The following is a 22,731-nucleotide window of genomic DNA, read 5'->3' as shown; positions in this document are numbered from 1 at the left end:
CGAGTCTGCGTTATGGTTTAAGCCTGCAAGGCGTTGATGGGGCCCGCTGTGAGGGATATCACCCCGGAGCCGCCGGAAGAACGGCTCGTCAGAGCTCATTAGACCCGGCAGCAGTCGAATGAAGAGGGCCTCGCCCGCGAGCGGGGTCAAGAAGGGTGGTACCGCGGGGCCGCGAGGCTTCGTCCCTTCACGCCAAAGCCCGACCGGCCGATTCACGCGTGGAGGTCCCGCCCGAGATGTCTTCCCCAACGTTCCGCTCTCTTCCCGCGCAGGTCGACCTGCCCGCGCTCGAGCGCGAGGTCCTGGACCGCTGGCGGGACGGGAAGATCTTCGAGCGTTCCGTCGAGCAGAACGCCGGCAACCCGTCGTGGGTCTTCTACGAGGGCCCGCCCACCGCCAACGGCCTGCCCGGCGTGCACCACGTCGAGGCCCGCGTGTTCAAGGACCTGTTCCCGCGCTACAAGTCGATGCGCGGTTTCAGCGTTCCGCGTAAGGCCGGCTGGGACTGCCACGGGCTGCCCGTCGAGGTCGGCGTCGAGCGCGAGCTGGGCCTGTCCGGCAAGAAGGACATCGAGACCTACGGCATCGCCGAGTTCAACGCCAAGTGCCGCGAGTCGGTGCTGCGCCACGTCGACGCGTTCGAGCAGATGACCGAGCGCATGGGCTACTGGATCGACCTGTCGCAGGCCTACCGCACGATGGACCCGTCCTACATCGAGTCCGTGTGGTGGTCGCTGAAGGTCGTCTTCGACAAGGGCCTGCTGTTCCGCGACTTCCGCATCACCCCCTACTGCCCGCGCTGCGGCACCGGGCTGTCCGACCACGAACTTGGCCAGCCGGGCGGCTACGAGACCGTCTCCAGCCCGTCGGTCTACGTCCGCATGCCCGTCACCTCCGGCCCGCTGGCCGAGGCCGGCGCCTCGCTGCTGGTCTGGACGACCACGCCGTGGACGCTGGTCTCCAACACCGCAGTCGCCGTCCACCCCGACGTCACCTACGTCGCCGCCCGCACCGCCGACGGCGAGGTGCTGGTCGTGGCCGAGCCGCTGCTGTCGGTGCTCGGCGAGGGCGTCACCGAGGTCTCCCGCCACACCGGCCGCGAGCTGGAGCACACCACCTACAGCCGGCCGTTCGACCTGGTCGACATCCCCGGCGCCCACTACGTCGTGCTCGGCGACTACGTCACCGTCGAAGACGGCACCGGCCTGGTCCACCAGGCGCCCGCCTTCGGCGCCGACGACATGGCCGTCATCAAGCGCTACGACATGCCCGTCGTCAACCCGATCGGCCCCGACGGCCGTTTCCTCGACGACGTCCCCATGGTGGGCGGCCGCTTCTTCAAGGACGCCGACGAGGAGCTGACCGAGGACCTTCAGCGGCGCGGGCTGCTGTTCCGCGGCGGCCACTTCGAGCACAGCTACCCCCACTGCTGGCGCTGCCACACCCCGCTGCTCTACTACGCGCTCCCGTCCTGGTACATCCGCACCACCGCCGTCAAGGACCAGATGCTGGCCGAGAACGCCGGCACCAACTGGTACCCCGACACCATCAAGTGGGGCCGCTTCGGCGAGTGGCTGCGCAACAACGTCGACTGGTCGCTGTCGCGCTCCCGCTACTGGGGCACGCCGCTGCCGCTGTGGGTGTGCACGCAGGACGAGTCCCACGTCACGTGCGTCGGGTCGCTGGAGGAGCTGAGCGCGCTCGCCGGCCAGGACGTCTCCGCCCTCGACCCCCACCGCCCCTACGTCGACGACGTCACCTTCGACTGCCCGTCGTGCGGGGCGCTCGCCCGCCGCGTGCCCGACGTCATCGACGCCTGGTACGACTCCGGCTCCATGCCGTTCGCCCAGTGGGGCGAGCGCGGCAAGCCGGAGGGCGTCTACCCGGCGCAGTTCATCTGCGAGGCCACCGACCAGACGCGCGGCTGGTTCTACTCGCTGATGGCCGTCGGCACGCTCGTCTTCGGCCAGTCCTCCTACGAGAACGTGCTCTGCCTCGGCCTCATCCTCGCCGAGGACGGCCGCAAGATGAGCAAGCACCTCGGCAACATCCTCGAGCCGATCCCGCTGATGGACCAGCACGGAGCCGACGCGCTGCGCTGGTTCATGGCCTGCTCGGGCTCGCCGTGGGCGGCCCGCAGGGTGGGGCACGGCACCCTTGAGGAGATCGTCCGCAAGGTGCTGCTGACGCTGTGGAACACGGCGTCCTTCTTCACCCTCTACGCCAACGCCGAGTCCTGGTCGCCGTCCCGGCTCTCCCAGGCCGTCCCGCCGGCCGAGCGCCCGCTGCTCGACCGCTGGGCGCTGGCCGAGCTGCACCGCACGGTGGCCGAGGTCACCGCGGCGCTCGACGACTACGACACCCAGCGCGCCGGCCGCCGCCTGGCCGACTTCCTCGACGACCTGTCCAACTGGTACGTCCGCCGCTCGCGCCGCCGCTTCTGGCAGGGCTCGGAAGAGGCGTTCGCGACGCTGTACGAGTGCCTGGAGACGGTGATCAGGCTGATGGCGCCCATCACGCCGTTCATCACCGACCACCTCTGGGACGTCCTGCGCTCCGACGACGCCCCGTCCTCGGTGCACCTGACCTCCTGGCCACAGGCCAGGGAAGACCTCATCGACCCGGTGCTGTCCGACCAGATGGCGCTCGTACGCCGCCTGGTCGAGCTGGGCCGCTCGGCCCGTGCCTCCTCCGGGGTCAAGACCCGCCAGCCGCTGCGGCGGGCCCTGGTGGGGGCGCACGACTGGCCGGCGCTGCCCGGCGAGCTGCGCGGGCTGGTCGCCGACGAGCTCAACGTCCAGGCTCTGGAGGACATGTCGGGCTTCAGCGCCGACCTCGTGTCCTACACGGTCAAGCCCAACTTCCGGGCGCTGGGCAAGCGGTTCGGGCCGCAGACCAAACTGGTGGCCACCGCCCTGGCCGCCGCCGACGCCACCCGCGTGGCCCGCGCGCTGCGCTCGGGCTCCACCGTCATGGTGGAGGCCGAGGGTGTGGGCGAGGTCATGCTCGGCCCCGACGAGGTGATCGTCACCGAGCAGCCCCGCTCCGGCTGGGCCGTCGAGACCGGCGCCATCGGCACCGGCACCGGCGAGACGGTGGCCCTCGACCTGGAGCTGACCGACGAGCTGCGCCGCGCGGGCCTGCTGCGCGAGGTCATCCGCCTGGTCCAGGACGCCCGCAAGTCGACCGGCCTGTCCATCACCGACCGCATCGACCTGTGGTGGACGACGACGTCGCCCGAGCTGGTGACGGCGCTGCGCACGCAGGGCCAGGTGGTGACCGAGGAAGTCCTCGCCACCTCCCTCACGGAAGGCACCACCGCCGGCCTCCCCACCCACACGGACGAGGACCTCGGCCTCACCTTCCAGCTCCGCCGCGCCTGAACGCTGAAGTGAGCCGGCCCCTGGCGACCACCGTCAGGGGCCGTTTCATGGGACCCCTCGGCCAGGGCAACGCCCCTCGGACAGAGCCACCCCGACCGGCCACCACCGAAGACGCCCCCGGCCAAGCCCGCCTACCTCCCCGCAGGAGCCAGGGGCACGACCGCCTCGCTCAGCAACGACCACCTCGACCGCCTCCCGCAGGAGTCAGCGGCACGACCGCCTCGCGCCGGTGAGGAGGAGCCGGTTGTCAGCTGACCGTCTGGCGGTCGTGTTGGCAGACTGGGCAGCTCGTCAGGCCGGCGGCCTCCGCGGCGGCGAGGGTCATCGTCTCCACGCCGTCGCCCGCTCCTCGGACCAGGGGGCAGGAGGTGCCGTGGTAGCGGCGGGTGCCGGTGATGACCTTGACCGTCTGCCGCCCTCGTGCCTTGCCGTTTCCGTCGTCCTTGGATCCGGCCGGCTCGTCGCCCGGCTTGGAGCTGGACGATCCGGCCTTGGATCCAGCGTCCTTGGCGTCTGTCGTCCTGGAGTCTGTCGTCCTGGAGTCTGTCGTCCTGGAGTCTGTCGTCCTGGAGTCTGCCGGTCCCGCATCGGTGGTCCTGGAAGCGGTGCCGCCGTTGGACGAGCCGCTTCCCTCAGCCCGGAGTCCTTGCCCCTGGGAAGCGCCGCCCTTGGCCGCCGGAGCCCCGTTGCCGGTGCTCCCTGAGGAGCCTGAGCCGGGTCCTGAGGAGCCGGGACGCTGTCCTGTGCCGCCGGCGGCGCCCTGTGGTCTGGTGCCGGTGCCGGTGCCGGTGGTGCTCTTGGGGTCGTCCGTCGCCGTGGACGGGGTTCCGGTCTTGGAGCCTGAGCCGCCGGACGGCGGACGCTCGGCCCCGCTCTTGCCCGGTGTGGCTCCGGGCTTGGCGCCGGGAGTCCTGGACGGCGTGCCCGGCGGCAGCGGGCCCCTGGGCTTGGCCGTCGCCTCGGCCGAGGACGCGGGCCGCTCGTGCAGGATCACGGTCTCCCCCGGCGCGGGCTCATCGCCGGCGGGACGCTTGCCCGGCTTGCTCCCGGCCTCTGAGGGACGTTCCGGAGCTCCGGGCGAGCCTGGACGCTCCGGCGCACCGGGCTTGGACGCCGCACCCGCGGGCTTGGGCGCCCCAGGGCGCTGTGGCATGCCCGACGCCGTCACGCGAGGCTGCGGCGCCGTGGCGGGCCCGGCGGCGTCATCATCAGCCTCACCGGAACCGGACGCCGGCCCGGCCTTGCCGCCACCCGACCCGGCCTGCTCACCGCCGGGCTTGCTCCCCTGTCCCGGCTTCCCGGACGCGGACCCACCGGCCGCGCCGGGCTTGGCGCCCGTGCGGCTCTGGCCGGTGCCGGTGGTGCCTAGACGGGGTGCGGTGGAGCCCTGTGCGGGCTTGGCGGGCGTGGGGACGTTGGGGGACGTCTCGTCGTCGGAGGCGCCGGTCGTGTCGCCGGAACCACCAGATGCGGTCGTGCCCTTCGCGGGCGTACCCGGCTTGGCCTTCGCGGGTCCTGACGCCGGCGCTCCGGGCTTGCCGGAGGTGGAGTCGGCTCTGCGCGCGAAAGGCGGCGGCCGGAAGTAGGAGGTCTCTGCATCCGCCTGCTCGTCGTCCGAGCCACCACCGGTGTCGGTGTCGGTATCGGTGCCGGTCTCGGGGGCGGCGGAAGGTGAGCCCGTCGCCTGGTCGGCCGGGGCGGCCGAGGGACGGCCGAACCACCCGGCGGCGCCTTCCTCGTGGGCGGCGGCAGGCTCCGGGCTGGGGGTGGAAGCCTTCGTGTCGGGCTTCGGCGGGGTGACCGGCGGACGAAGGTCGCGGGTCTCCGCGGAGTTGTCGGATCGGCTCTTGGCAGGAGCGGTGCTGGGGTGGGCCGCGGGCTCGGGGTCGGCGGCAGGCGGCAGCTGCCGTCCGCCGAGCGCGGCGTCGGGCAGGCACGTCGTGCAGGGCGTGAAGCCCTCCTCGCGTGCCTCCTCGTACGTCAGCTCCTCGTGATCCCGTCCGGCCAGCTGCCTGCACCCGGGGACGTGGTAGCGCTTGCGTCCCGGGATCACCAGCACGATCGCATCCGGCGCGATGCCGGCGGCCGCGGGGCGGCGCGGAACGGGGGCCGGAACGGTCGCCGTGCGCTGCTGCGGTGCCCGCGGATGCGGTCGGGACTGCGGGGGCGGCTGCTGAGCCATGGGGCCGGTCTGGGTGTACGGCTGCGCGGGCGGCATGAGCCCCTTCGGGGGGGTGGCCGGCGCAGCGGCCTGCCCACCTCCGGGAAAAAGCTCGTTCCGTCGCAGAAACGCCCCGATCACCAGGAACAGCGCGGACAGCACGCTGACCACGATGGACCACATGATCAGGAACGGCTTCGCCAGTACGAAGCCCGCGATCAGCAGCACCACTGCCGCGAGCACCAAACCAGCACTGATAAGGATCACAGGGGGCTCTTTCGAGTGGCAGGTCCTAGTGACCCGTTACTTTACCGCCGGTCGTTGTGGGGACCGTCACCGCCGGGGAAAGCGCCCTGCGGAGCGTCGCCGCCGAACGGGCCGGGGCCTCCGGGAAGAGGCGGCTGGCCGCCCTGGGGCACAGCGTGCGACATGGCGGGTGCCTGGCCCTGCGGACCACCGGACAGCACGGGGAACCCGCCGCTGCCCTCGGCGGAGACGTTGAGCTCGGCGAGCTGGTTCTCCAGGTAGAGCTTGAGCCTGCTGCGGTATTCGCGCTCGAAGCTGCGCAGCTCCTCGACCTTGCGCTCGAGCTCGTCGCGGGTCTGCACGAGCGAGCCCATCGCCTGGCGGTGGCGCTCCTGGGCGTCGCGCTCGAGCGTCTCGGCGCGGGCCCTGGCGTCGCCGATGACCTGCTCGGCCTGGCGGCGCGCCTTGGTGAGGATCTCGTCGGCCTCGCGCCTGGCGCGGGTCACCGTCTCGTCCGCCTCCCGGCGGGCGTCGGCGATCGCCTGGTCGGCGGTCTGCTGGGCGAGGGCGAGCACGCGGGCCGCGGTGTCCATGTTGTCCTCGGCGGGAGGCATGTTCATGGCCACGGGAACCTGCGGCTGCTGCTGCACCGGCGGCGGCTCGGGGGCCCGCATGGGCTCCGGCTGCGGCGGCTGCATCATCTCGGGCTTGGGCTGCTCCTGGACCGGCGCCGAGGCCATGGGCATGTTCATGCCGCCAGGCACCTTCCCGCGCAGGCACTCGGCCAGCTTCGCGCGGAGCTCCTCGTTCTCTTGGATCAGGCGGTCGAGCTCAGCCTCCACCTCGTCGAGGAAGGCATCGACCTCCTCCTCGTCGTAGCCCGGCCGGAGCCGGGTGGTACTGAACTGCTTGTTCCGCACATCAGCGGGCGTCAGCGGCATTTTTTGGTCTCCTTGGCGCGCTTGGAGTCTGTCCGGAGGACGGTAACCCGAATCACTTCAGCGCGGACACGAGTTGGATCACGACCGGCGGCCCCACGGGCCCCGCTCATCGTGGGCCGAGGGCCCCGGCGATCTGAATCAAGATCAGAACCACGATGAACAGGACAGTGAAGCTTAGGTCAAAGGCCACCGTACCCAACCGGAGCGGAGGAATGAAACGGCGGAGGAACTTGAGGGGTGGGTCAGTTGCGGTGTACGTGGCCTCCGCCACGACGAGCACCACTCCGGAGGGACGCCACTGCCGGGCGAACGCCTGCACCGTCTCAAAGATCATCCTGCCGATGAGCAGCACCAAATAGAGAGACAGGACTACGACCAAGATCCCACTCACGATCTCCACGGCCCGGCCGCGCCTCCACTTCCGATGTGCCTCCAGGTCTTGGGGTAGACCTGGTTGGGTCCGATAGGCATACAGAGACTCTAACTCTGATTGAAGAACCCGCGTTCCGCGATTCGAGCCTTGTCCTCGGCGGTCACCTCGACATTGGCAGGGGACAACAGGAACACCTTGTTGGTAACACGTTCAATGCTGCCATGTAGGCCAAAGACGAGACCTGCCGCGAAATCAACCAGTCGCTTGGCGTCGCTGTCGACCATCTCGGTCAGGTTCATGATGACGGGGGTGCCGTCACGGAAGTGCTCGCCGATCGTACGCGCCTCATTGTAGGTGCGGGGGTGCAGGGTGGTGATGCGGGCCAGATCGGTCGTGCGGCGCTCCACGATGGTGGTCGTGGGCCTGGGTGCCGGGACCCCCGCCTCGGGCTCGTCGTCGCGGTCCTGGACCGCCACGGGACGCTCCTCGCCGGGCCGCTGCACCTCATCGTCGTAGGCGTAGTCGTCGGGGTAGGTCTCGTACCTCTCGTAGCGGTCGTCCTCCACGAGACCGAGGTAGACCGCCATCTTGCGCATCGCGCCGGCCATCGCTACGTCGTCCTCCTGCTCATGGTCGCACTCGCTCGGGCCCGTCGCCGTGCCCTGAGGCGGTAGGCGTACCCCCTGGAGCTCACCGCTGACTCGACCTCTACTTGGTCATGGGCCTGAAGACCCACTTGAGGGGACATTACCTGACGAAGGGCTTGCGACGACCGAGCAACGCCGTACCGACCCGCACGTGTGTCGCGCCGTACGCGATCGCCTCGGCGAGGTCGGCGCTCATGCCGGCCGAGACCATGGTCGCGCGGGGGTGCTGCTCCTGCAGCGCCACCGCGAGGTCGCGGAGCCTGGCGAAGGCCTTGGCGGGCTCTTCGTCCAGCGGGGCCACGGCCATGACGCCGCCCAGCCGCACCCCGTCGGCCAGCGCCACCTCGTCGGCGAGCGCGAGCAGGTCGGAGGGCCTGGCGCCGCCCCTGCCCGGGTCGTCGTCGAGCGCCACCTGCAGCAGGCACGTGATCTCGCGGCCCTGGCGGACGGCCTCCTTGCCGATCGCCTCCACCAGCCTGAGCCGGTCGACGGAGTGGATCACGTCGGCGTAGCCCACCACGGAGCGCACCTTGTTGGTCTGCAGCTGGCCGACGAAGTGCCAGGTCAGCGGCAGCCCCGCGAGCTCGCGGGCCTTCGGGGCGGCCTCCTGGTCGCGGTTCTCGCCGACGTCGCGCACGCCCAGCTCGGCCAGGATGCGGACGTCGTCGGCGGGCCTGGTCTTGGTGACGGCGATCAGCGTGACCTCGCTGCGGTCGCGGCCCACGGCGTGGCACGCCGCGGTGATGCGCTCGTCGACCTCGGCGAGACCGGCCGCGATCTCGTCCCTTCTCACGTGCCTCTCCCTCTTCGCTTCCACCAGGTGACCGGCTTTTGGCGCGTTCCCGCCACCGTACGCACGACGGCGCCGCTCCCGGATCCCTGCGGGGAGCGGCGTCAGGCGGGACAACGTGGCTACCGGCTATTTGAGGAAGTCGGGAACGTCGAGTTCCTCTTCCTGGTCCTCGAAGATCACCCGGGGACGTTTGGGGGGCTCCGACATGCGGGAGGTGATGGGCGTGGGCGGGTTGGCGGGCTCGGGCGTGGGCCGGGGGATCGAGACGGGGCCGGACGGCCCGTCGGCGGACTCTCCCAGCTCGGACCTGTGGTCGCGATCGCCGGAACCCGGACGCTCCGGCCCCTGGTCGTGCACCGGTTCGACCGGCCGCACCGGCTCTGGCCTCGACTCGGCGCGCGGCTCCGGCCGGAACTCCGAGCGCGGCTCGGGCCGGGAGTCGACGCGCGGCTCGATGCGCGGCTCGACGCGGGGCTCCGGACGCGGCTCAGGTCTCGCCTCGGCGCGCGGCTCGGGCCTGATCTCGGGACGCGGCTCGGGCCGGAAGTCCGTACGGGGCTCAGGACGCACCTCAGCGCGCGGCTCAGCCCGCAACGGCGGCGGGTCGGACTTGATGCTCGGGGAGGCCACGCTCGGCCGCGCAGGCGACGACACGGGCGGCGCGGGAGGCGCGGCGGGACGGCCCGCCGGCCGCGGCGCCTGCTTCTCCGCCGGGCCGGGCACGTCGTCGAAGCCGGCCGCGATCACGGTGACCCGCACCTCGTCGCCGAGCGCGTCGTCGATGACCGTGCCGAAGATGATGTTGGCGTCGGGCGCCGCGGCCATCGACACGAGCTGGGCGGCCTCGTTGATCTCGAACAGGCCGAGGTCGGAGCCGCCCGCGATCGACAGCAGCACGCCGTGCGCGCCGTCGATGCTGGCCTCGAGCAGCGGGCTGGAGACGGCCATCTCGGCGGCGGCCACCGAGCGGTCGTCGCCGCGGGCGTGGCCGATGCCCATGAGGGCCGAGCCGGCGCCCGACATGACCGACTTGACGTCGGCGAAGTCGAGGTTGATCAGACCGGGCGTGGTGATCAGGTCGGTGATGCCCTGGACACCGGAGAGCAGCACCTGGTCGGCCGCCTTGAAGGCGTCGAGGACGCTGACCTGCCGGTCGGAGATCGACAGCAACCGGTCGTTGGGGATCACGATGAGCGTGTCGACCTCGTCACGCAGCGTCTCGATGCCTGCTTCGGCCTGCGATGCCCTGCGTCGTCCCTCAAAGCTGAACGGACGGGTCACGACGCCGATGGTGAGCGCGCCGAGCGACCTCGCGATGTTGGCCACGACGGGCGCGCCGCCCGTGCCGGTGCCGCCACCCTCGCCCGCCGTGACGAAGACCATGTCGGCCCCCTTGAGGACCTCCTCGATCTCCTCACGGTGGTCCTCGGCCGCCTTGCGGCCGACATCGGGGTTGGCGCCGGCGCCGAGCCCGCGCGTGAGCTCACGGCCCACGTCGAGTTTCACATCGGCGTCACTCATCAGCAGCGCCTGGGCGTCGGTGTTTATCGCGATGAACTCGACGCCCTTGAGTCCCTCCTCGATCATCCGGTTGACGGCGTTGACTCCGCCGCCGCCGATGCCGACGACCTTGATGACCGCGAGGTAGTTCTGCGGTGCTGCCACGACGAGGGGCCTTTCCGCTCGTTGACTTGCCATTTCGGTGCGGATTGTCTCCGCTTTTTGTCAGTTCGGGTAACTCTCAACCTCAGGTTGAGATTTAGATTTATGTCAACCTGAGGATTGATACGGACAGTAGGAGTTACGCTCCGGGCCGGTCAACTAACCGCGCCGCAAGCACGTCCGGCGTGTCGCGCGCTGTCCGTTTCGCTCCGCAGTCACGCCTGGTGGCGAGCCTCCTATGCCGAAAGTCCGGCTTACAGGCTCTCATGTCGCGGGCCCCGCCCGGCACAGGCTCGGCGATGCCGTTGCCCCCGACTTGCCGGGCCCTGACGATCACGATCACTTCAGCGTCACCACGTCCGGGGAGCTGACGTCGTAGAAGGTGGCGGATCGTTCCTTTTTGAGAAGCGAGGCCAGGATGCGGCCCTTCTCCTCGGGACGGTCGGGCCCGCCCCAGAGCACCGTACGCCCGTCGGACAGCACCAGCGTGACGCCCTCGGCCGTGCCCGCGCGCACCTGCCTGACCCTGCCCGCGACCTCGGGCGGCACCGCGCGTACGACCTTGAGCGCCGCCGTCATGACCGGATCGCCGGGAACGGGACGGTCGACCTTGAGCACCGGCAGCAGGGGCGGCACGGACGACTCGACCTCGATCACCACGCCCTGCCCGTCGACGATCGCCACCTTGCCGCCGGCCTCGATCGCCGCGACCGGGTCGCGCTCGACCACCTCGATCTTGAGCGTGCCCGGCCAGACGCGGTCGACCTTGGCGGAGGCGAGCTGCCTGATGCCGAGGACGCGGCCCTCGACGTCGGCGAGGTTCACGGTGGCCAGGGGATGCAGGTCGGGCACGCCCGCCTGCTGCTTGATGCGCTCGCTCGGCACTGTGAGATTTCCCACGATCTCGATCGAGCGCACCCCCAGCACCGGCGAGAAGAACACCAGCCACGCGGCCGTGCCCACCACTCCCGCCGTCAGCAGCACCAGGAACGCCGTGCGCGCCTTCATCGCCCTCCCACGTACATGCGGCTCATGTCGGCACCGAACCTACGCCGACGGCGGCGTGCGGCCCGCGCGCCACGCCCAAAGCGCGGCGCTCAGGACAGGCGGGCGACGATCTGCGGCCCCAGCTCGGTGACGTCGCCCGCCCCCATCGTCAGCACGATGTCGCCGGGCCGTGCCCGCTCGGCCACCAGCCCGGGCACGGCCGACCTGTCGGGCGCGTACGCCACCCGCCCGGCCGGCAGCGGCACCCGCTCCGCCACCATGGCGCCGGACACCCCGGGTTCAGGGTCCTCCCTGGCGCCGTAGACGTCGAGCACGATGGCCTCGTCGGCCAGGCCCAGCGCGGCGCCGAACTCGTCGGCGAAGAACCGGGTGCGCGAGTAGAGGTGGGGCTGGAAGATCGCGATGACCCGGCCGGTGCCGGAGTAGGAGGCCACCACGTCGCGCGCGGCCCGCAGGTCGGCGGCCAGCTCGGTCGGGTGGTGGGCGTAGCTGTCGAAGACCGCGACGCCGCCCGCCTCGCCCTTGGCCTCGAAGCGCCGCTTGGCCCCCGTGAAGGCGCCCAGGCCCTCTCTGATCTCCTCGAACGGCAGCCCCAGCTCGTCGGCCACGGCGATCACCGCGGTGGCGTTGAGCGCGTTGTGGGCCCCGGGAACGGCCAGCCTGACCTCTCCCCTGCCCTCGATGGAGAACACGGTGCCGAAACCGTCGGGCCTGACCTCGCCCACGCGGTAGTCGTCGCCGCGCAGCCCGTACGTCTTGACCCGCAGCCCCCGCTCGGCGGCCCGGCGCGTCAGCTCGGCCGCCCCCGGGTCGTCGGCGCACAGGATGAGCAGCGAGCCGACCCGGTCGGCGAAGCGCGCGAAGCTGTCGTGCACCGCCCGCGGGTCGCCGTAGTTGTCGAGGTGGTCGGCCTCGACGTTGGTGACCACGGCGATGTCGGGGGCGAGCATGAGGAAGGAGCCGTCGCTCTCGTCGGCCTCGGCCACGAACACCCCGCCCTGGCCGTCGTCGGCGCCGAGGCCGGTGGTGACGAGCTGGCCGCCCACGCAGTAGGACGGGTCGGCGCCGCACTTCTGCAGCGCCACCGTGAGCATGGAGGTGGTGGTGGTCTTGCCGTGGGTGCCGGCGATGGCGACCGCGGTGCGGCCGGCCATGACGGAGGCCAGCGCGGCGGCCCGCGGGATGATGCGCAGCCCCTGCTTGAGCGCCTCGCCCAGCTCGGGGTTGGAGTCGCGGATGGCGGTGGAGACGACCACGGTGTCGACGTCTCTGATGTGGGAGGCGGCGTGGCCGATGTGGACGATGGCGCCCAGCTCGCGCAGCTCGGTGATCAGCTCGGAGCTGCGCGCGTCGCTGCCGGTCACGCGTACGCCGCGCTTGAGCAGGATGCGGGCGATGCCCGACATGCCGGCGCCGCCGATGCCGATGAAGTGCACGCGCCCCAGTTCTTCGACGGCGACGGGATCGACCAGCTTCACGAGACTCATCGGGCTATCTCCAACACTTTCCTGGCAAGCATGATATCGGCGTCCTTGCTCCCGAGTCTGGAGGCGTTCTCCGACATGACGGCGACCCGCTCGGGGTCGTGGAGCATGGGCAGCACGTGATTGATGATCCATTCGGCGGACAGCTCGGCGTCGTCGACCACCAGGCCGCCGCCGCCCGCCACGATGCGCTCGGCGTTGATGCGCTGCTCGCCGTTGCCGTGCGGCAGCGGCACGTAGGCGGCGGGCAGCCCCACCGCGGTCAGCTCGGCGCACGTGAGCGCGCCGCTGCGGCACAGCGCGACGTCGGCGGCCGCGTAGGCGAGGTCCATGCGGTCGACGTAGGGCAGCAGGACGTATTGCGGGTCGCCGGGCGGCGGCTCGTGCTCGACGGTGTTCTTCGGGCCCAGCACGTGGAGCACCTGCACCCCCGCCCTGCGCAGCGCGGGGGCGGCGGCCAGCGCCGCCTGGTTGATGGAGCGCGCGCCCTGCGAGCCGCCGAACACCAGCAGCGTCGGCCGGTCGTTCTCCAGCCCGAACCACGAGCGCGCCTTGTCGCCCATGGACAGCCGGTCGAGCGAGACGATGTCGCGGCGCAGCGGGGTGCCGACGTATTCGGCCTTGGGCAGCAGCTGGGCGTCGGGGAAGCCGGTGAAGACGTGTTCGGTCAGCCGGGCGCCCAGGCGGTTGGCCAGCCCTGGACGCGGGTTGGCCTCGTGGACGACGATCGGCAGGCCGCGCCGCTTGGCCGCGAGGTAGGCGGGCGTGGCGACGTAGCCGCCGAAGCCCACCAGCACGTCGGCCCGCACCCGGTCGAGGATGCTCGCCGTGGCGTTGATCGCCCCCGCGAGCCGGCCCGGCACCGTGAGCAGGCTCGGGGTGATCGTCCTTGGCAGGGGCACGGCGGGCACCAGCTCCAGCTCGTATCCCCGGGCAGGCACGAGCCGCGTCTCCAAGCCGCGCTCCGTGCCCACGCAGGTGATGCCGACGCTCGCGTCAAGATGGCGCAGCGCGTCCGCAAGGGCGAGCGCGGGCTCGATGTGCCCGGCCGTCCCCCCACCGGCGAGGACCACCCTCATCTCGGTCACTCCCTAACGTGTCGCTCGGCCTCTGGTCGTACGCCGCAGGCCCAGCCAGCTTAGGGCCCGGGCGGCGGGTCCGGGGCCACGTGCCGCCAAGGCCTCGCGCGCGCCGGGCTCGCGCCGCGCGAACGACAGCAGCATGCCGAGCGCGGAGAGGGTGGGCAGCAGGGACGAGCCGCCGTACGAGACCAGCGGCAAGGGGATGCCGGTGATCGGCAGCACGCCCAGCACGGCCCCCATGTTGACGGTCGCCTGGCCCACCACCCAGGCCACCATGGCGGCCGCGGCGAGCCTGATGAAGGCGTCGTTGACGCGCACGGCCACGCGCAGCCCCGCGTAGCCGAGCAGGCCGAACAGCGCGACCACGATCAGCGTCCCCATCAGCCCCAGCTCCTCACCGAGGATGGCGAAGATGAAGTCGCTCTCGCCGTGGGGCAACCAGCTCCACTTCTGTCTGCTCTCGCCCAGGCCGACGCCGAACCAGCCGCCCGAGCCCATCGCGATCTGCCCCTGCACGGCCTGGTAGCCGGCGCCCCGCGCGTCGGCCCACGGGTCGAGGAAGGCGCCGATGCGCGCCATCCGGTACGGCTCGACCCTGATCATGATGACGGCGGCCAGGACCGCGAGCGCCATGATGCCGCCGAACAGCTTGATCGGCGCCCCCACGACCCACAGCAGCGCCAGGAAGATCATGAACAGCACGAGCGTGGTGCCGAGGTCGCTGCCCAGCATGACCATGACGGCCAGGATCGCGGTGCCCGGCATGAGCGGGATCAGCATCTGCCGCCACTCGATCCTGCCCTGCCTGGCCCGCCTGGCCAGCAGGTCGGCGCCCCACAGCACGAGACCGAGCTTGGCCGGCTCCGACGGCTGCACGGTCAGCGGGCCGATGTAGATCCAGCGCTGCGCGCCCAGCTCGGACGAGCCGATGAACAGCACCATGACCAGCGCGATGATCGACAGCGCCATCAGCGGGTAGCCGGCCCAGCGGAAGAACTTGACCGGCAGCCGCGAGCACACGTACATCAGCGGCACGCCGATCGCGGCCGACAGCGACTGCTTGATGAACCACGAGAACGGGCTGCCGGTCTTGTTCAGCGCCTCGATGCTGGAGGCCGACAGCACCATCATCAGGCCCAGCGCGAGCAGCAGCGCGCTGCACATGATGATCAGGTAGTAGGTGGTCAGCGGCTTGTCGAGCAGCTCCTTGAGCGCGACGAGCTGCTCGCGCACGAACTTCTGCGGGCTCTCCTGGGCGCGGGCCGGCGGCCGCACCCGCTCCTCAGCGCTCGTGCTCACGTCGTGCCCTCAGCTCGCGTACGGCACGCGCGAAGGCCTCCCCCCGCGCCGGATAGTTCGCGAACATGTCGAAGGAAGCCCCCGCCGGGGAGAGCAGCACGGTGTCGCCTGGCGAGGCCAGCCGGGCCGCTTCGGTGACGACTTTGTCCATCGCACCAGTGTCCCGATCCGCGATGTCCACGAGGGGGACATTCGGTGCGTGTCGCGCGATGGCTTCGGCGATCCTGGCGCGGTCGGCGCCGATCAGCACCGCGGCGCGCAACCTTGGGGCGGCCTGGCGTACCAGGTCGTCCACGTCGGCGCCCTTGAGCAGGCCGCCCGCCACCCACACCACCGACGGGTAGGAGGCGAGCGCCGCCGCCGCGGCGTGCGGGTTGGTCGCCTTGGAGTCGTCGATGTAATCGACCTCGCCGATCCTGTCCACGTGGGCGAGCCGGTGCGGGTCGGGGACGAAGTCGCGCAGCCCCTGGCGTACGGCCTCGGACGGCACGCCGAGCGAGCGGGCCAGGGCGGCGGCGGCCAGCGCGTTGGCCACGTTGTGCGGCGCGAACGGCTTGACGTCGTCGAGCGTGGCCAGTTCCTCGGCCGCCTCCACGGGGTCGGCCACGAACGCGCGGTCCACCAGCAGGTCCTCGACCACGCCGATCTCGCCCCGCTTGGGCACCCGCAGGGTGAAACCGACCGCGCCTGGATAGGGCGCGGCCAGCCGGGCCGCCTCGGGGTCGTCGGCGTTGAAGATCACCGTGCCGGCCCGCTCGAACAGGCGGCCCTTGGCGGCGGCGTACTCCTCCATGGAGCCGTGCCAGTCGAGGTGGTCGGGCGCCACGTTGAGCACCGCCGCGGCGTGCGGGGCCAGCGTGGAGGACCAGTGGAGCTGGAAGCTGGACAGCTCGACGGCCAGCGCGTCGTACGGCTCCCCCACCGCGCGCACCACGGGCACGCCCACGTTCCCCACGGCCAGCGCCTTGCGGCCGGCCGCCAGCAGGATCGAGGTGAGCATGCGCACGGCGGTGGTCTTGCCGTTGGTGCCGGTCAGCGCCAGCCACGGCGCCGCCTGCTCGGGGCGCAGCCGCCAGGCCAGCTCGACCTCGCCCACGACCTCGACCCCCGCCTCCAGCGCGGCGGCGATGAGCGGGTGGTGCGGCGGCCAGCCGGTGGTGACCAGCCGGGTCACGCCGTCGGGCAGCGCTATCTCGCCGAACCTGGTCTCGACTCCGACCCCGGCCAGCTCTGCCGCGGCGGCGAGCTGCCGCTCGCCCTCGGTCGCCTCGACCACCACGACCCGCTCGCCCCGGGCGGCCAGCACCTCGGCCACGGCGGTGCCGGACACCCCGAGCCCGGCCACACAGGTGAGCGTCATGGCCGCGGCATCCACTCGACGTAGAACAGGCCGAGGCCGAGCGCCGCGCACAGCATCGCGATCAGCCAGAAGCGGACCACGATCGTGGTCTCCGCCCAGCCCTTGAGCTCGAAGTGGTGCTGCAACGGCGCCATCCTGAACACCCGTTTCCTGGTCATCTTGAAGAACCCGACCTGGATGATGACCGACAGAGTGATGATCACACACAGGCCGGCCAGGATGATGAGCAGCAGCTGCGTACGCGTGGCGATGGCGAGGCCGGCCAGCACGCCGCCCAGCGCCAGCGAGCCGGTGTCGCCCATGAAGATGCGGGCCGGCGGGGCGTTCCACCACAGGAACCCGATCAGCGCCCCCAGCACGGCGGCGGCCACCACGGCGAGGTCGAGCGGATCTCGCACCCAGTAGCAGTTGGGGCCGAGCTGGTCGATGCAGTTGTTGCGCAGCTGCCAGTTGCCGATCAGCACGTACGCCGCCAGCACCGTGCCGGTCGCGCCGCTGGCCAGGCCGTCGAGGCCGTCGGTGAGGTTCACCGCGTTGGAGAACCCGACGATCATGATGAGCACCCAGATGGTGAACCCGACGATGCCGATCGAGGGGCCGATGTCGCGCAGGAACGACACGCGGGTCTCGGCGGGGGTGATGCCGTAGACGTTCGGCTGGCGTACGACGAGGACGGCGAAGACCGCGCCCACGACGAGCTGGCCGAGCGCCTTCGCGCCGCTGCGCAGGCCCAGGCTGCGCTGCTTGTAGATCTTGATGAAGTCGTCGAGGAAGCCGACCGCGCCGAGTCCCGTCATCAGGAACAGCACCAGCATGCCCGACACGGTGATGGGGGTCAGGGTGGCCAGGTGGGAGGCGCCGTAGGCGAGCAGGGCGGCCAGCACGAACACCGTGCCGCCCATGGTGGGGGTGCCCCGCTTGCCGAGATGGGCCTGCACGCCCTCCTCGCGGACCTGCTGGCCGATGCCGCGCCGCGAGAACAGCCGGATCGCCAGCGGGGTGCCCAGCATCGAGAGGATGAGGCCAACCGCGCCGGCGATGATGATGTTGGTCACTGGGGGGCACCTCCGAGCACGAGCTCGGCTGTCCGCTCGAGGCCCATCGCCCTGGGGCCCTTGATCAGCACCGCGTCACCGGGCCGCAGCCACGCGGCGAGCTGTTGCGCCGCCGCCTCGGCGTCGGCCACGTGCACGACCGTCGTCGGCTGCCCGTACCCACCGGGCGGCCCGAGCGGCGGCCCCCCGGGCGGCCCCTGCCACCCCGGCACCGGCCCTCCCTGTCCGTGGGGACCGGGCACAGGAGGCACGGGAACGGCCCCAGGCGCCTGCGGCCCGGGCACTTGCGGGGCCTGCGGGCCGGGGACGGGAGCGCCCGGGGTCTGCGGGCCCGGGGTGGGGGCGCCGGGGACTGTGGCGGGGGGCTGGAAGGTGTTCTGTGATTCCATGGCGGCGGCCGTTTCCACGGCGGCGGCGCGCGCCCCCTGGAGGACGGGCTCGGCCTCGGGGCCGGCCACGATGAGCCCGGCGAGACCGGCGGCGCCGGCCATCCGGCCCAGCTCGGTGTTGAGCGCCCCGCTCTCCTCCCCCAGCTCGCGCAGTGCCGCGATGACGGCGAAGCGCCGCCGCCCGCGCCCGATGACGTCGAACGCCTGGAAGGCGGCGCGCATCGAGTCGGGGTTGGCGTTGTAGGCGTCGTTGACCACGGTCACCCCGTCGGGCCGGTCGGTGACCTCCATCCGCCACCGGCTGCGCGGCGTGGCCGCGGACAGCTCCTCGGCGATCGTGGCGACCGGCAGCCCCAGCTCGTAGGCGGCGGCGGCGGCGGCCAGCGCGTTCTCGACGGCGTGCGCCCCGATCAGCTTGAGCGCCACGTGCGCCGACCCCGAGGGGGTGCGCAGCGTGAACGAGGCCCGCCCGCGCGCGTCGACCACGACGCCCTCGGCCCTGACCGAGGCGGACTCGCTCTGCCCGAAGTACGTGACCCGCGCCTCGGTGCGCGATGCCATGCCGCGCACGAGCGGGTCGTCGGCGTTGAGCACCGCGACGCCGTCGCGTGGCAGCGCCTCGACCAGCTCTCCCTTGGCCTTGGCGATGGCCTCCTTGCCGCCGAACACGCCGAGGTGGGCGGTGCCGACGTTGAGCACGACGCCCAGCTTGGGGGGCGCGATGCGGGTGAGGTCCTTGATGTGGCCGATGTTGCGGGCGGCCAGCTCGAGCACCATGAAGCGGGTGTCGAGGCCGGCCCGCAGCACGGTCAGCGGGTGGCCGAGTTCGTTGTTGAAGCTGCCGACGGGCGCGATGGTGGCGCCGATCCGGCCGGTGAGGCGGGCCAGCAGGTCTTTGGTGCCGGTCTTGCCGGCCGACCCGGTCACGCCGATGACGGTGACCTCGGGCAGCATGCGCGCCTGGGCGGCGGCCAGCTCGGCGAGCGCGGCGGCGACGTCGGGGACGATCACCGCGGGCGCGTCGACGGGGCGGCTCGCGAGCACGGCGACGGCGCCGTCGCGTACGGCCTGGGCGGCGAAGTCGTGACCGTCGACCCGCGCGCCCTTGATGGCGACGAAGAGGGATCCCGGTTCTACGGCCCGCGAGTCGATCACGACGGGCCCGCGCACCACCGCGCGGGGATCGGCCATGCCCGACAGGGCGCCCGAGGTCATCTCGGCGATCCTGGCCAGAGGCAACGGGATCATTAGTGCTTCCTGCTTTCCTTGCGTGCGTCGATCGCTTCGGCGACCACTTCGCGGTCGTCGAAGGGGATCACCTCGCCTGAAACGTACTGGCCCTGTTCGTGACCCTTGCCCGCTACGACGATCACGTCGCCGCGCCCGGCCCGGGCGATCGCCAGGCCGATGGCGGCCGCGCGGTCGGGCTCAATGATCACATGAGCGCGGTCGTGCTGCGGAACGCGGAGCGCCCCTTCCATCATCGCCGCGAGGATGGCCAGCGGATCCTCGGAGCGCGGATTGTCGTTCGTGAAGATGGCCACATCAGCCAGTTGTGCGGCGATTTCCCCCATGATGGGGCGTTTACCGCTGTCGCGGTCGCCGCCGCAGCCGAGCACGATCGTCAGCCGCCCCTCCGTGACCGACCGCAGTGAGCGCAGCACCGACTCGACGGCGCCCGGCTTGTGCGAATAGTCCACGACGGCCTGGAACTCGTCGTCCGCGGCCGTGACGCGCTGCATGCGGCCGGGCACCCCGGTGAGCGTGCCGAGGCCCTCCACGGCCGCCTGGAGCGGCACGCCGGCCTCGACGAGCGTCACCACCGCGCCGAGCGCGTTGGCCACGTTGTACGGCCCGGGCAGCGCCACGCTCGCGTCGGCCTCGACCCCGCCGGGACCCACCACGCGGAACGTGCTGCCGTCGGCGCCGAGCCTGGTCTCCACCGCCCGCCAGTCGGCCTCGGGATCGCCCAGCGCCGAGAACGTCGTCATCGGCACCTTCGCCAGGCCCAGCAGCTCGCGCCCGTGGCGGTCGTCGAGGTTGGTCACCCCGACGCGGCTCAGCTCGGGCTGGAACAGCTTGGCCTTGGTCATGAAGTAGTCCTCGAAGTCCTTGTGGAAGTCGAGGTGGTCCTGCGACAGGTTGGTGAACAGCGCGACGTCGTAGTAGACGCCATCGACCCGGCCGAGCGCGAGCGCGTGGCTGGAGACCTCCATGGCCGCCGCCGTGACGCCCAGCTCGCGCATGAGCGCGAACAGGCCGTGCAGCTCCGTCGCCTCCGGCGTGGTGAGCCTGGGCTGGAAGCGCAGCTCGCCGGCGTGGATCTCGACGCCGCCCACCAGGCCCGTACGGTGACCCGCGGCCCGCAGGCCCGCCTCGATCATGAACGTGGTGGTGGACTTGCCGCTGGTGCCGGTCACGCCGAGCACCTGGATGTCGTGGGCCGGCTGGCCGTAGATCCAGGACGCGATCTGCCCGAGCAGGGCGCGCGGGTCGGGCACGATGAGCACGGGCAGCCCGGTGGCCACCGCCGCGTCGCGCCCGGCGCGGTCGGTGAGCACGGCGACGGCTCCGCTCGCCATCGCGTCCGCGGAGAACGCGGCGCCGTGGACCCGGTTGCCCGGCAGGGCGACGTAGAGGTCGCCGCGCCGGACGTCGCGGGAGTCGATGGTGACGCCGGTCAGCGCGGCGTGCGGTGAGCGCGAGGTGCCCGAATCGGCATCGAGCATGGTCGCGAGCCCGCTCAGCGGGCGGGGCGGGCTGGTCGTGGGACGCATAGACGACGGGGGACGCACGGCGAGAGCGTACCTTCCCTGGTCACTGTCCCGCGCGGTTGCGCACCGGCGGGGCGGCGGAGCCTGTGGGAGGAATCTTCTTGCTCTTGATGGCGAACGTCATCACATCCTTGAACACGGGGGCCGCGAGCTGCCCGCCGAAGTGGCCGTTCTTCGGGTTCTGCAGCACCGACAGCACCACCAGGCGGGGTTCGTCGGCCGGCGCGAACCCGGCGAACGAGGCCGTGTAACCGTCGTAACGGCCGAGTTCGGCATCGTAGCGGTTGGCGGTGCCCGTCTTGCCCGCCACCCGATATCCGTCGATGGCGGCCAGCTGGCCGGTGCCCTCTTCGCCCACGGCGCTCTCCAGCATGGTCGCGATCTCCTTGGCCGTCGTCTCACTCACCACCCTGGTCTGCTTACCTGCGGGAGCGGGGACGAACCTGCCGGACGCGTCGGTCGTGCCCGCCACGATCTGCGGCTCCATCTTGACGCCGCCGTTGGCGATGGTCTGGTAGACGCTGGCCATCTGCAGCGCGGTCACCGAGACGCCCTGCCCGTAGGCGACCGTGCAGTTCTGGCTGCCCGACCACTTCTTGTAGTCGGGCAGCAGGCCGGCCTCGGCACCCGGCACGCCGCCGCCCGGCCTGGTGCCGAACCCGAACGCCTTGAGCATGGCGTGCAGCCGCTCGCTGCCGACCTTGCGCGCCGCCATGATCGTGGCCACGTTGCTCGACTGCGCCATCGCCTGGCGGAACGTCATCGACTCCACCTTGTGGCTGTGGGCGTCGCGTAGCACCTGGTCGGCGCACTTGATGCGGTCGGGCACCTGGTAGACCGTGTCGGGCGTGACCGCCTTGGCCTCCAGCGCCGCGGCGGCCGTGATCACCTTGTTGGTGCTGCCCGGCTCGAACACGACGGCGGCGGCCTTGTTCACGAAGCTCTCCGCGGGGGCCTTGCGCCAGTTGTTCAGGTCGAGCTCGGGCGCGTTGGCCATGGCGACGATCTGAGCGGTCCGCACGTCCATGACGATGACGGTGCCGCTGTCGGCGCCCGACTTCTTCACCTGCTCGGCGATGGACTTCTGGGCGGCCCACTGGATGTCGCGGTCGATGGTGAGCCGGACGTTCCTGCCGTCCACGGGCGCCGTCTGCCGGCTGGCGGTCATCGGGATCTGCTGGCCGTCGCGGCCGGTCTCGACGCGCTGCTCGCCGTCGCGGCCGGCCAGCAGCTTGTTCTGGGTACGTTCGACGCCGCCGAGCCCGGTGCCGTCGTCGCCGACGAACCCGATGAGGCTGCCCGCGAGGTCGCCCGCCGGGTAGAGCCTGCGATAGGTCTTCTTCGCCGAGAGCGCCGGGATGCGGGCCTGCATCAGCCGGGTGGCGACGACCGGGTCGACGTCTCTGGCCAGCAACTGGTAGTGGGTGCCCGTCCTGGCGAGCTTGGCGGCGATGTCCTGCTCGCTCTTGCCGAGCTGCTGGGCCAGGATCGCGGCCGCCTTCGCCCTGATGGCCTCCGGCACCTTGGTCGGGTCGATCGACACCTCGCGGGCCTCGACCGTGACGGCCAGGTTGTGGCCGTTGACATCGGTGATCGCGCCGCGCTTGGCCGGGATCGTCACGGTGTGCAGGCGCTGCTTGGCCGCCGCGGCCTCGTACACCTTGGAGTCGAGGCCCTGCATCTGGATGAGCCGGCCCGCGAAGATGGACAGCACGAACGTCATGCCGATCAGGCCGATGTTGATGCGCCTGCGCGGGTTGCCCAGCCGCAGCACGAGCGGCGGGCGCGGCGGCGGGCGCCGCGGTCCCCTGGGCGGCGGCACGTCGGCGCCGCCCCGCGAGCCTCCTGAAGCGCCGCTGCGGGAACCGGGGAGCGGGCCGCGCCTGGCCGTGGCGCCGTCGCGCCCCCGCGCCGCCTCGGGCCGCGCACCCGCCGCCGGCCTGGGGCTCCCCGACGGGGTACGCCGCAACGCGTCCTGCCCCCGCCCCCTGGGGTCCTCATCAGCGGTACGCCGCGTCTTGCCCCCGGCCTGCCCGGCCCCTCTGGCGCCGGCGCCGGGACCCGGCCTGCCCGC

General features: G+C 71.8%; 16 protein-coding genes. 1 reads left to right on the top strand and 15 read right to left on the bottom strand.

Annotation, left to right across the window (positions count from 1 at the left end; all coding sequences use genetic code 11):
- Window positions 1-236 precede the first annotated feature (236 nt).
- Window positions 237-3,383 (top strand): isoleucine--tRNA ligase, encoded by a 3,147-nt coding sequence (ileS, locus tag ABZW11_RS23685; RefSeq protein ID WP_355420703.1) that lies wholly within the window; start codon window positions 237-239, stop codon window positions 3,381-3,383.
- 247 nt (window positions 3,384-3,630) lie between these two features.
- Here ileS and ABZW11_RS23680 read toward each other — a convergent pair whose 3' ends face one another.
- From ABZW11_RS23680 to ABZW11_RS23610, 15 genes are all read right to left on the bottom strand, one after another.
- Window positions 3,631-5,790, bottom strand: a complete 2,160-nt coding sequence (locus ABZW11_RS23680; RefSeq protein ID WP_355420700.1) for a hypothetical protein — start codon at window positions 5,788-5,790, stop codon at window positions 3,631-3,633.
- 62 nt (window positions 5,791-5,852) lie between these two features.
- Complete coding sequence (locus tag ABZW11_RS23675; protein WP_355420697.1) at window positions 5,853-6,731, bottom strand: DivIVA domain-containing protein; 879 nt, start codon at window positions 6,729-6,731, stop codon at window positions 5,853-5,855.
- A 106-nt stretch (window positions 6,732-6,837) separates the two neighbouring features.
- Window positions 6,838-7,131 (bottom strand): YggT family protein, encoded by a 294-nt coding sequence (locus ABZW11_RS23670; protein WP_345401346.1) that lies wholly within the window; start codon window positions 7,129-7,131, stop codon window positions 6,838-6,840.
- Window positions 7,132-7,211: 80 nt separating this feature from the next.
- The gene (sepF, locus tag ABZW11_RS23665; RefSeq protein ID WP_355420693.1) at window positions 7,212-7,712 is read right to left on the bottom strand and encodes a cell division protein SepF; all 501 of its coding nucleotides are present in this window, start codon (window positions 7,710-7,712) and stop codon (window positions 7,212-7,214) included.
- Window positions 7,713-7,851: 139 nt separating this feature from the next.
- Window positions 7,852-8,544 (bottom strand): YggS family pyridoxal phosphate-dependent enzyme, encoded by a 693-nt coding sequence (locus ABZW11_RS23660; RefSeq protein ID WP_355420691.1) that lies wholly within the window; start codon window positions 8,542-8,544, stop codon window positions 7,852-7,854.
- A 126-nt stretch (window positions 8,545-8,670) separates the two neighbouring features.
- Window positions 8,671-10,209 (bottom strand): cell division protein FtsZ, encoded by a 1,539-nt coding sequence (gene ftsZ / locus ABZW11_RS23655; RefSeq protein WP_355420688.1) that lies wholly within the window; start codon window positions 10,207-10,209, stop codon window positions 8,671-8,673.
- Window positions 10,210-10,545: 336 nt separating this feature from the next.
- The gene (locus tag ABZW11_RS23650; protein WP_355420685.1) at window positions 10,546-11,214 is read right to left on the bottom strand and encodes an FtsQ-type POTRA domain-containing protein; all 669 of its coding nucleotides are present in this window, start codon (window positions 11,212-11,214) and stop codon (window positions 10,546-10,548) included.
- A gap of 89 nt (window positions 11,215-11,303) precedes the next feature.
- Entirely contained in the window at window positions 11,304-12,701 is a 1,398-nt protein-coding gene (murC, locus tag ABZW11_RS23645; RefSeq protein WP_355420682.1) for a UDP-N-acetylmuramate--L-alanine ligase, read from the bottom strand.
- Window positions 12,698-13,777: an undecaprenyldiphospho-muramoylpentapeptide beta-N-acetylglucosaminyltransferase gene (gene murG, locus ABZW11_RS23640; protein WP_355420679.1), complete on the bottom strand. Its 1,080-nt coding sequence runs from the start codon at window positions 13,775-13,777 to the stop codon at window positions 12,698-12,700. The genes murC and murG overlap by 4 nt, the downstream gene beginning before the upstream one ends.
- Window positions 13,778-13,789: 12 nt before the next feature.
- Complete coding sequence (gene ftsW, locus ABZW11_RS23635; protein ID WP_355420676.1) at window positions 13,790-15,079, bottom strand: putative lipid II flippase FtsW; 1,290 nt, start codon at window positions 15,077-15,079, stop codon at window positions 13,790-13,792.
- Window positions 15,063-16,439, bottom strand: a complete 1,377-nt coding sequence (murD, locus tag ABZW11_RS23630; RefSeq protein WP_355420673.1) for a UDP-N-acetylmuramoyl-L-alanine--D-glutamate ligase — start codon at window positions 16,437-16,439, stop codon at window positions 15,063-15,065. The genes ftsW and murD overlap by 17 nt, the downstream gene beginning before the upstream one ends.
- Entirely contained in the window at window positions 16,436-17,494 is a 1,059-nt protein-coding gene (gene mraY / locus ABZW11_RS23625; protein WP_355420670.1) for a phospho-N-acetylmuramoyl-pentapeptide-transferase, read from the bottom strand. The genes murD and mraY overlap by 4 nt, the downstream gene beginning before the upstream one ends.
- Window positions 17,491-19,131 carry a UDP-N-acetylmuramoyl-tripeptide--D-alanyl-D-alanine ligase gene (gene murF, locus ABZW11_RS23620; protein ID WP_355420667.1) on the bottom strand — a complete coding sequence of 547 codons (1,641 nt, stop codon included), beginning with the start codon at window positions 19,129-19,131 and terminating at the stop codon, window positions 17,491-17,493. The genes mraY and murF overlap by 4 nt, the downstream gene beginning before the upstream one ends.
- On the bottom strand, window positions 19,131-20,660 hold the full coding sequence (locus ABZW11_RS23615; protein WP_355420664.1) for a UDP-N-acetylmuramoyl-L-alanyl-D-glutamate--2,6-diaminopimelate ligase: 1,530 nt from the start codon (window positions 20,658-20,660) through the stop codon (window positions 19,131-19,133). Before ABZW11_RS23615 ends, murF begins: the two co-directional genes overlap by 1 nt.
- A 40-nt stretch (window positions 20,661-20,700) precedes the next feature.
- On the bottom strand, window positions 20,701-22,626 hold the full coding sequence (locus ABZW11_RS23610) for a penicillin-binding protein 2 (protein ID WP_355420661.1): 1,926 nt from the start codon (window positions 22,624-22,626) through the stop codon (window positions 20,701-20,703).
- Window positions 22,627-22,731 lie beyond the last annotated feature (105 nt).

Origin of the sequence: Nonomuraea sp. NPDC004580 (genome assembly GCF_040609855.1) — a bacterium.
In the GTDB taxonomy this organism is placed as follows: domain Bacteria; phylum Actinomycetota; class Actinomycetes; order Streptosporangiales; family Streptosporangiaceae; genus Nonomuraea; species Nonomuraea salmonea.
Note: the sequence above shows the minus strand (reverse complement) of the source record. Positions and strands in the feature narration are given on the sequence as shown.

Coding starts and splice junctions, on each gene's coding strand:
- ileS (WP_355420703.1), top strand. CDS start 237: ATGTCTTCCCCAACGTTCCGCTCTCTTCCCGCGCAGGTCGACCTGCCC.
- ABZW11_RS23675 (WP_355420697.1), bottom strand. CDS start 6,731: ATGCCGCTGACGCCCGCTGATGTGCGGAACAAGCAGTTCAGTACCACC.
- sepF (WP_355420693.1), bottom strand. CDS start 7,712: ATGGCCGGCGCGATGCGCAAGATGGCGGTCTACCTCGGTCTCGTGGAG.
- ABZW11_RS23650 (WP_355420685.1), bottom strand. CDS start 11,214: ATGAAGGCGCGCACGGCGTTCCTGGTGCTGCTGACGGCGGGAGTGGTG.
- murC (WP_355420682.1), bottom strand. CDS start 12,701: ATGAGTCTCGTGAAGCTGGTCGATCCCGTCGCCGTCGAAGAACTGGGG.
- murG (WP_355420679.1), bottom strand. CDS start 13,777: ATGAGGGTGGTCCTCGCCGGTGGGGGGACGGCCGGGCACATCGAGCCC.
- murD (WP_355420673.1), bottom strand. CDS start 16,439: ATGACGCTCACCTGTGTGGCCGGGCTCGGGGTGTCCGGCACCGCCGTG.
- murF (WP_355420667.1), bottom strand. CDS start 19,131: ATGATCCCGTTGCCTCTGGCCAGGATCGCCGAGATGACCTCGGGCGCC.
- ABZW11_RS23615 (WP_355420664.1), bottom strand. CDS start 20,660: ATGCGTCCCACGACCAGCCCGCCCCGCCCGCTGAGCGGGCTCGCGACC.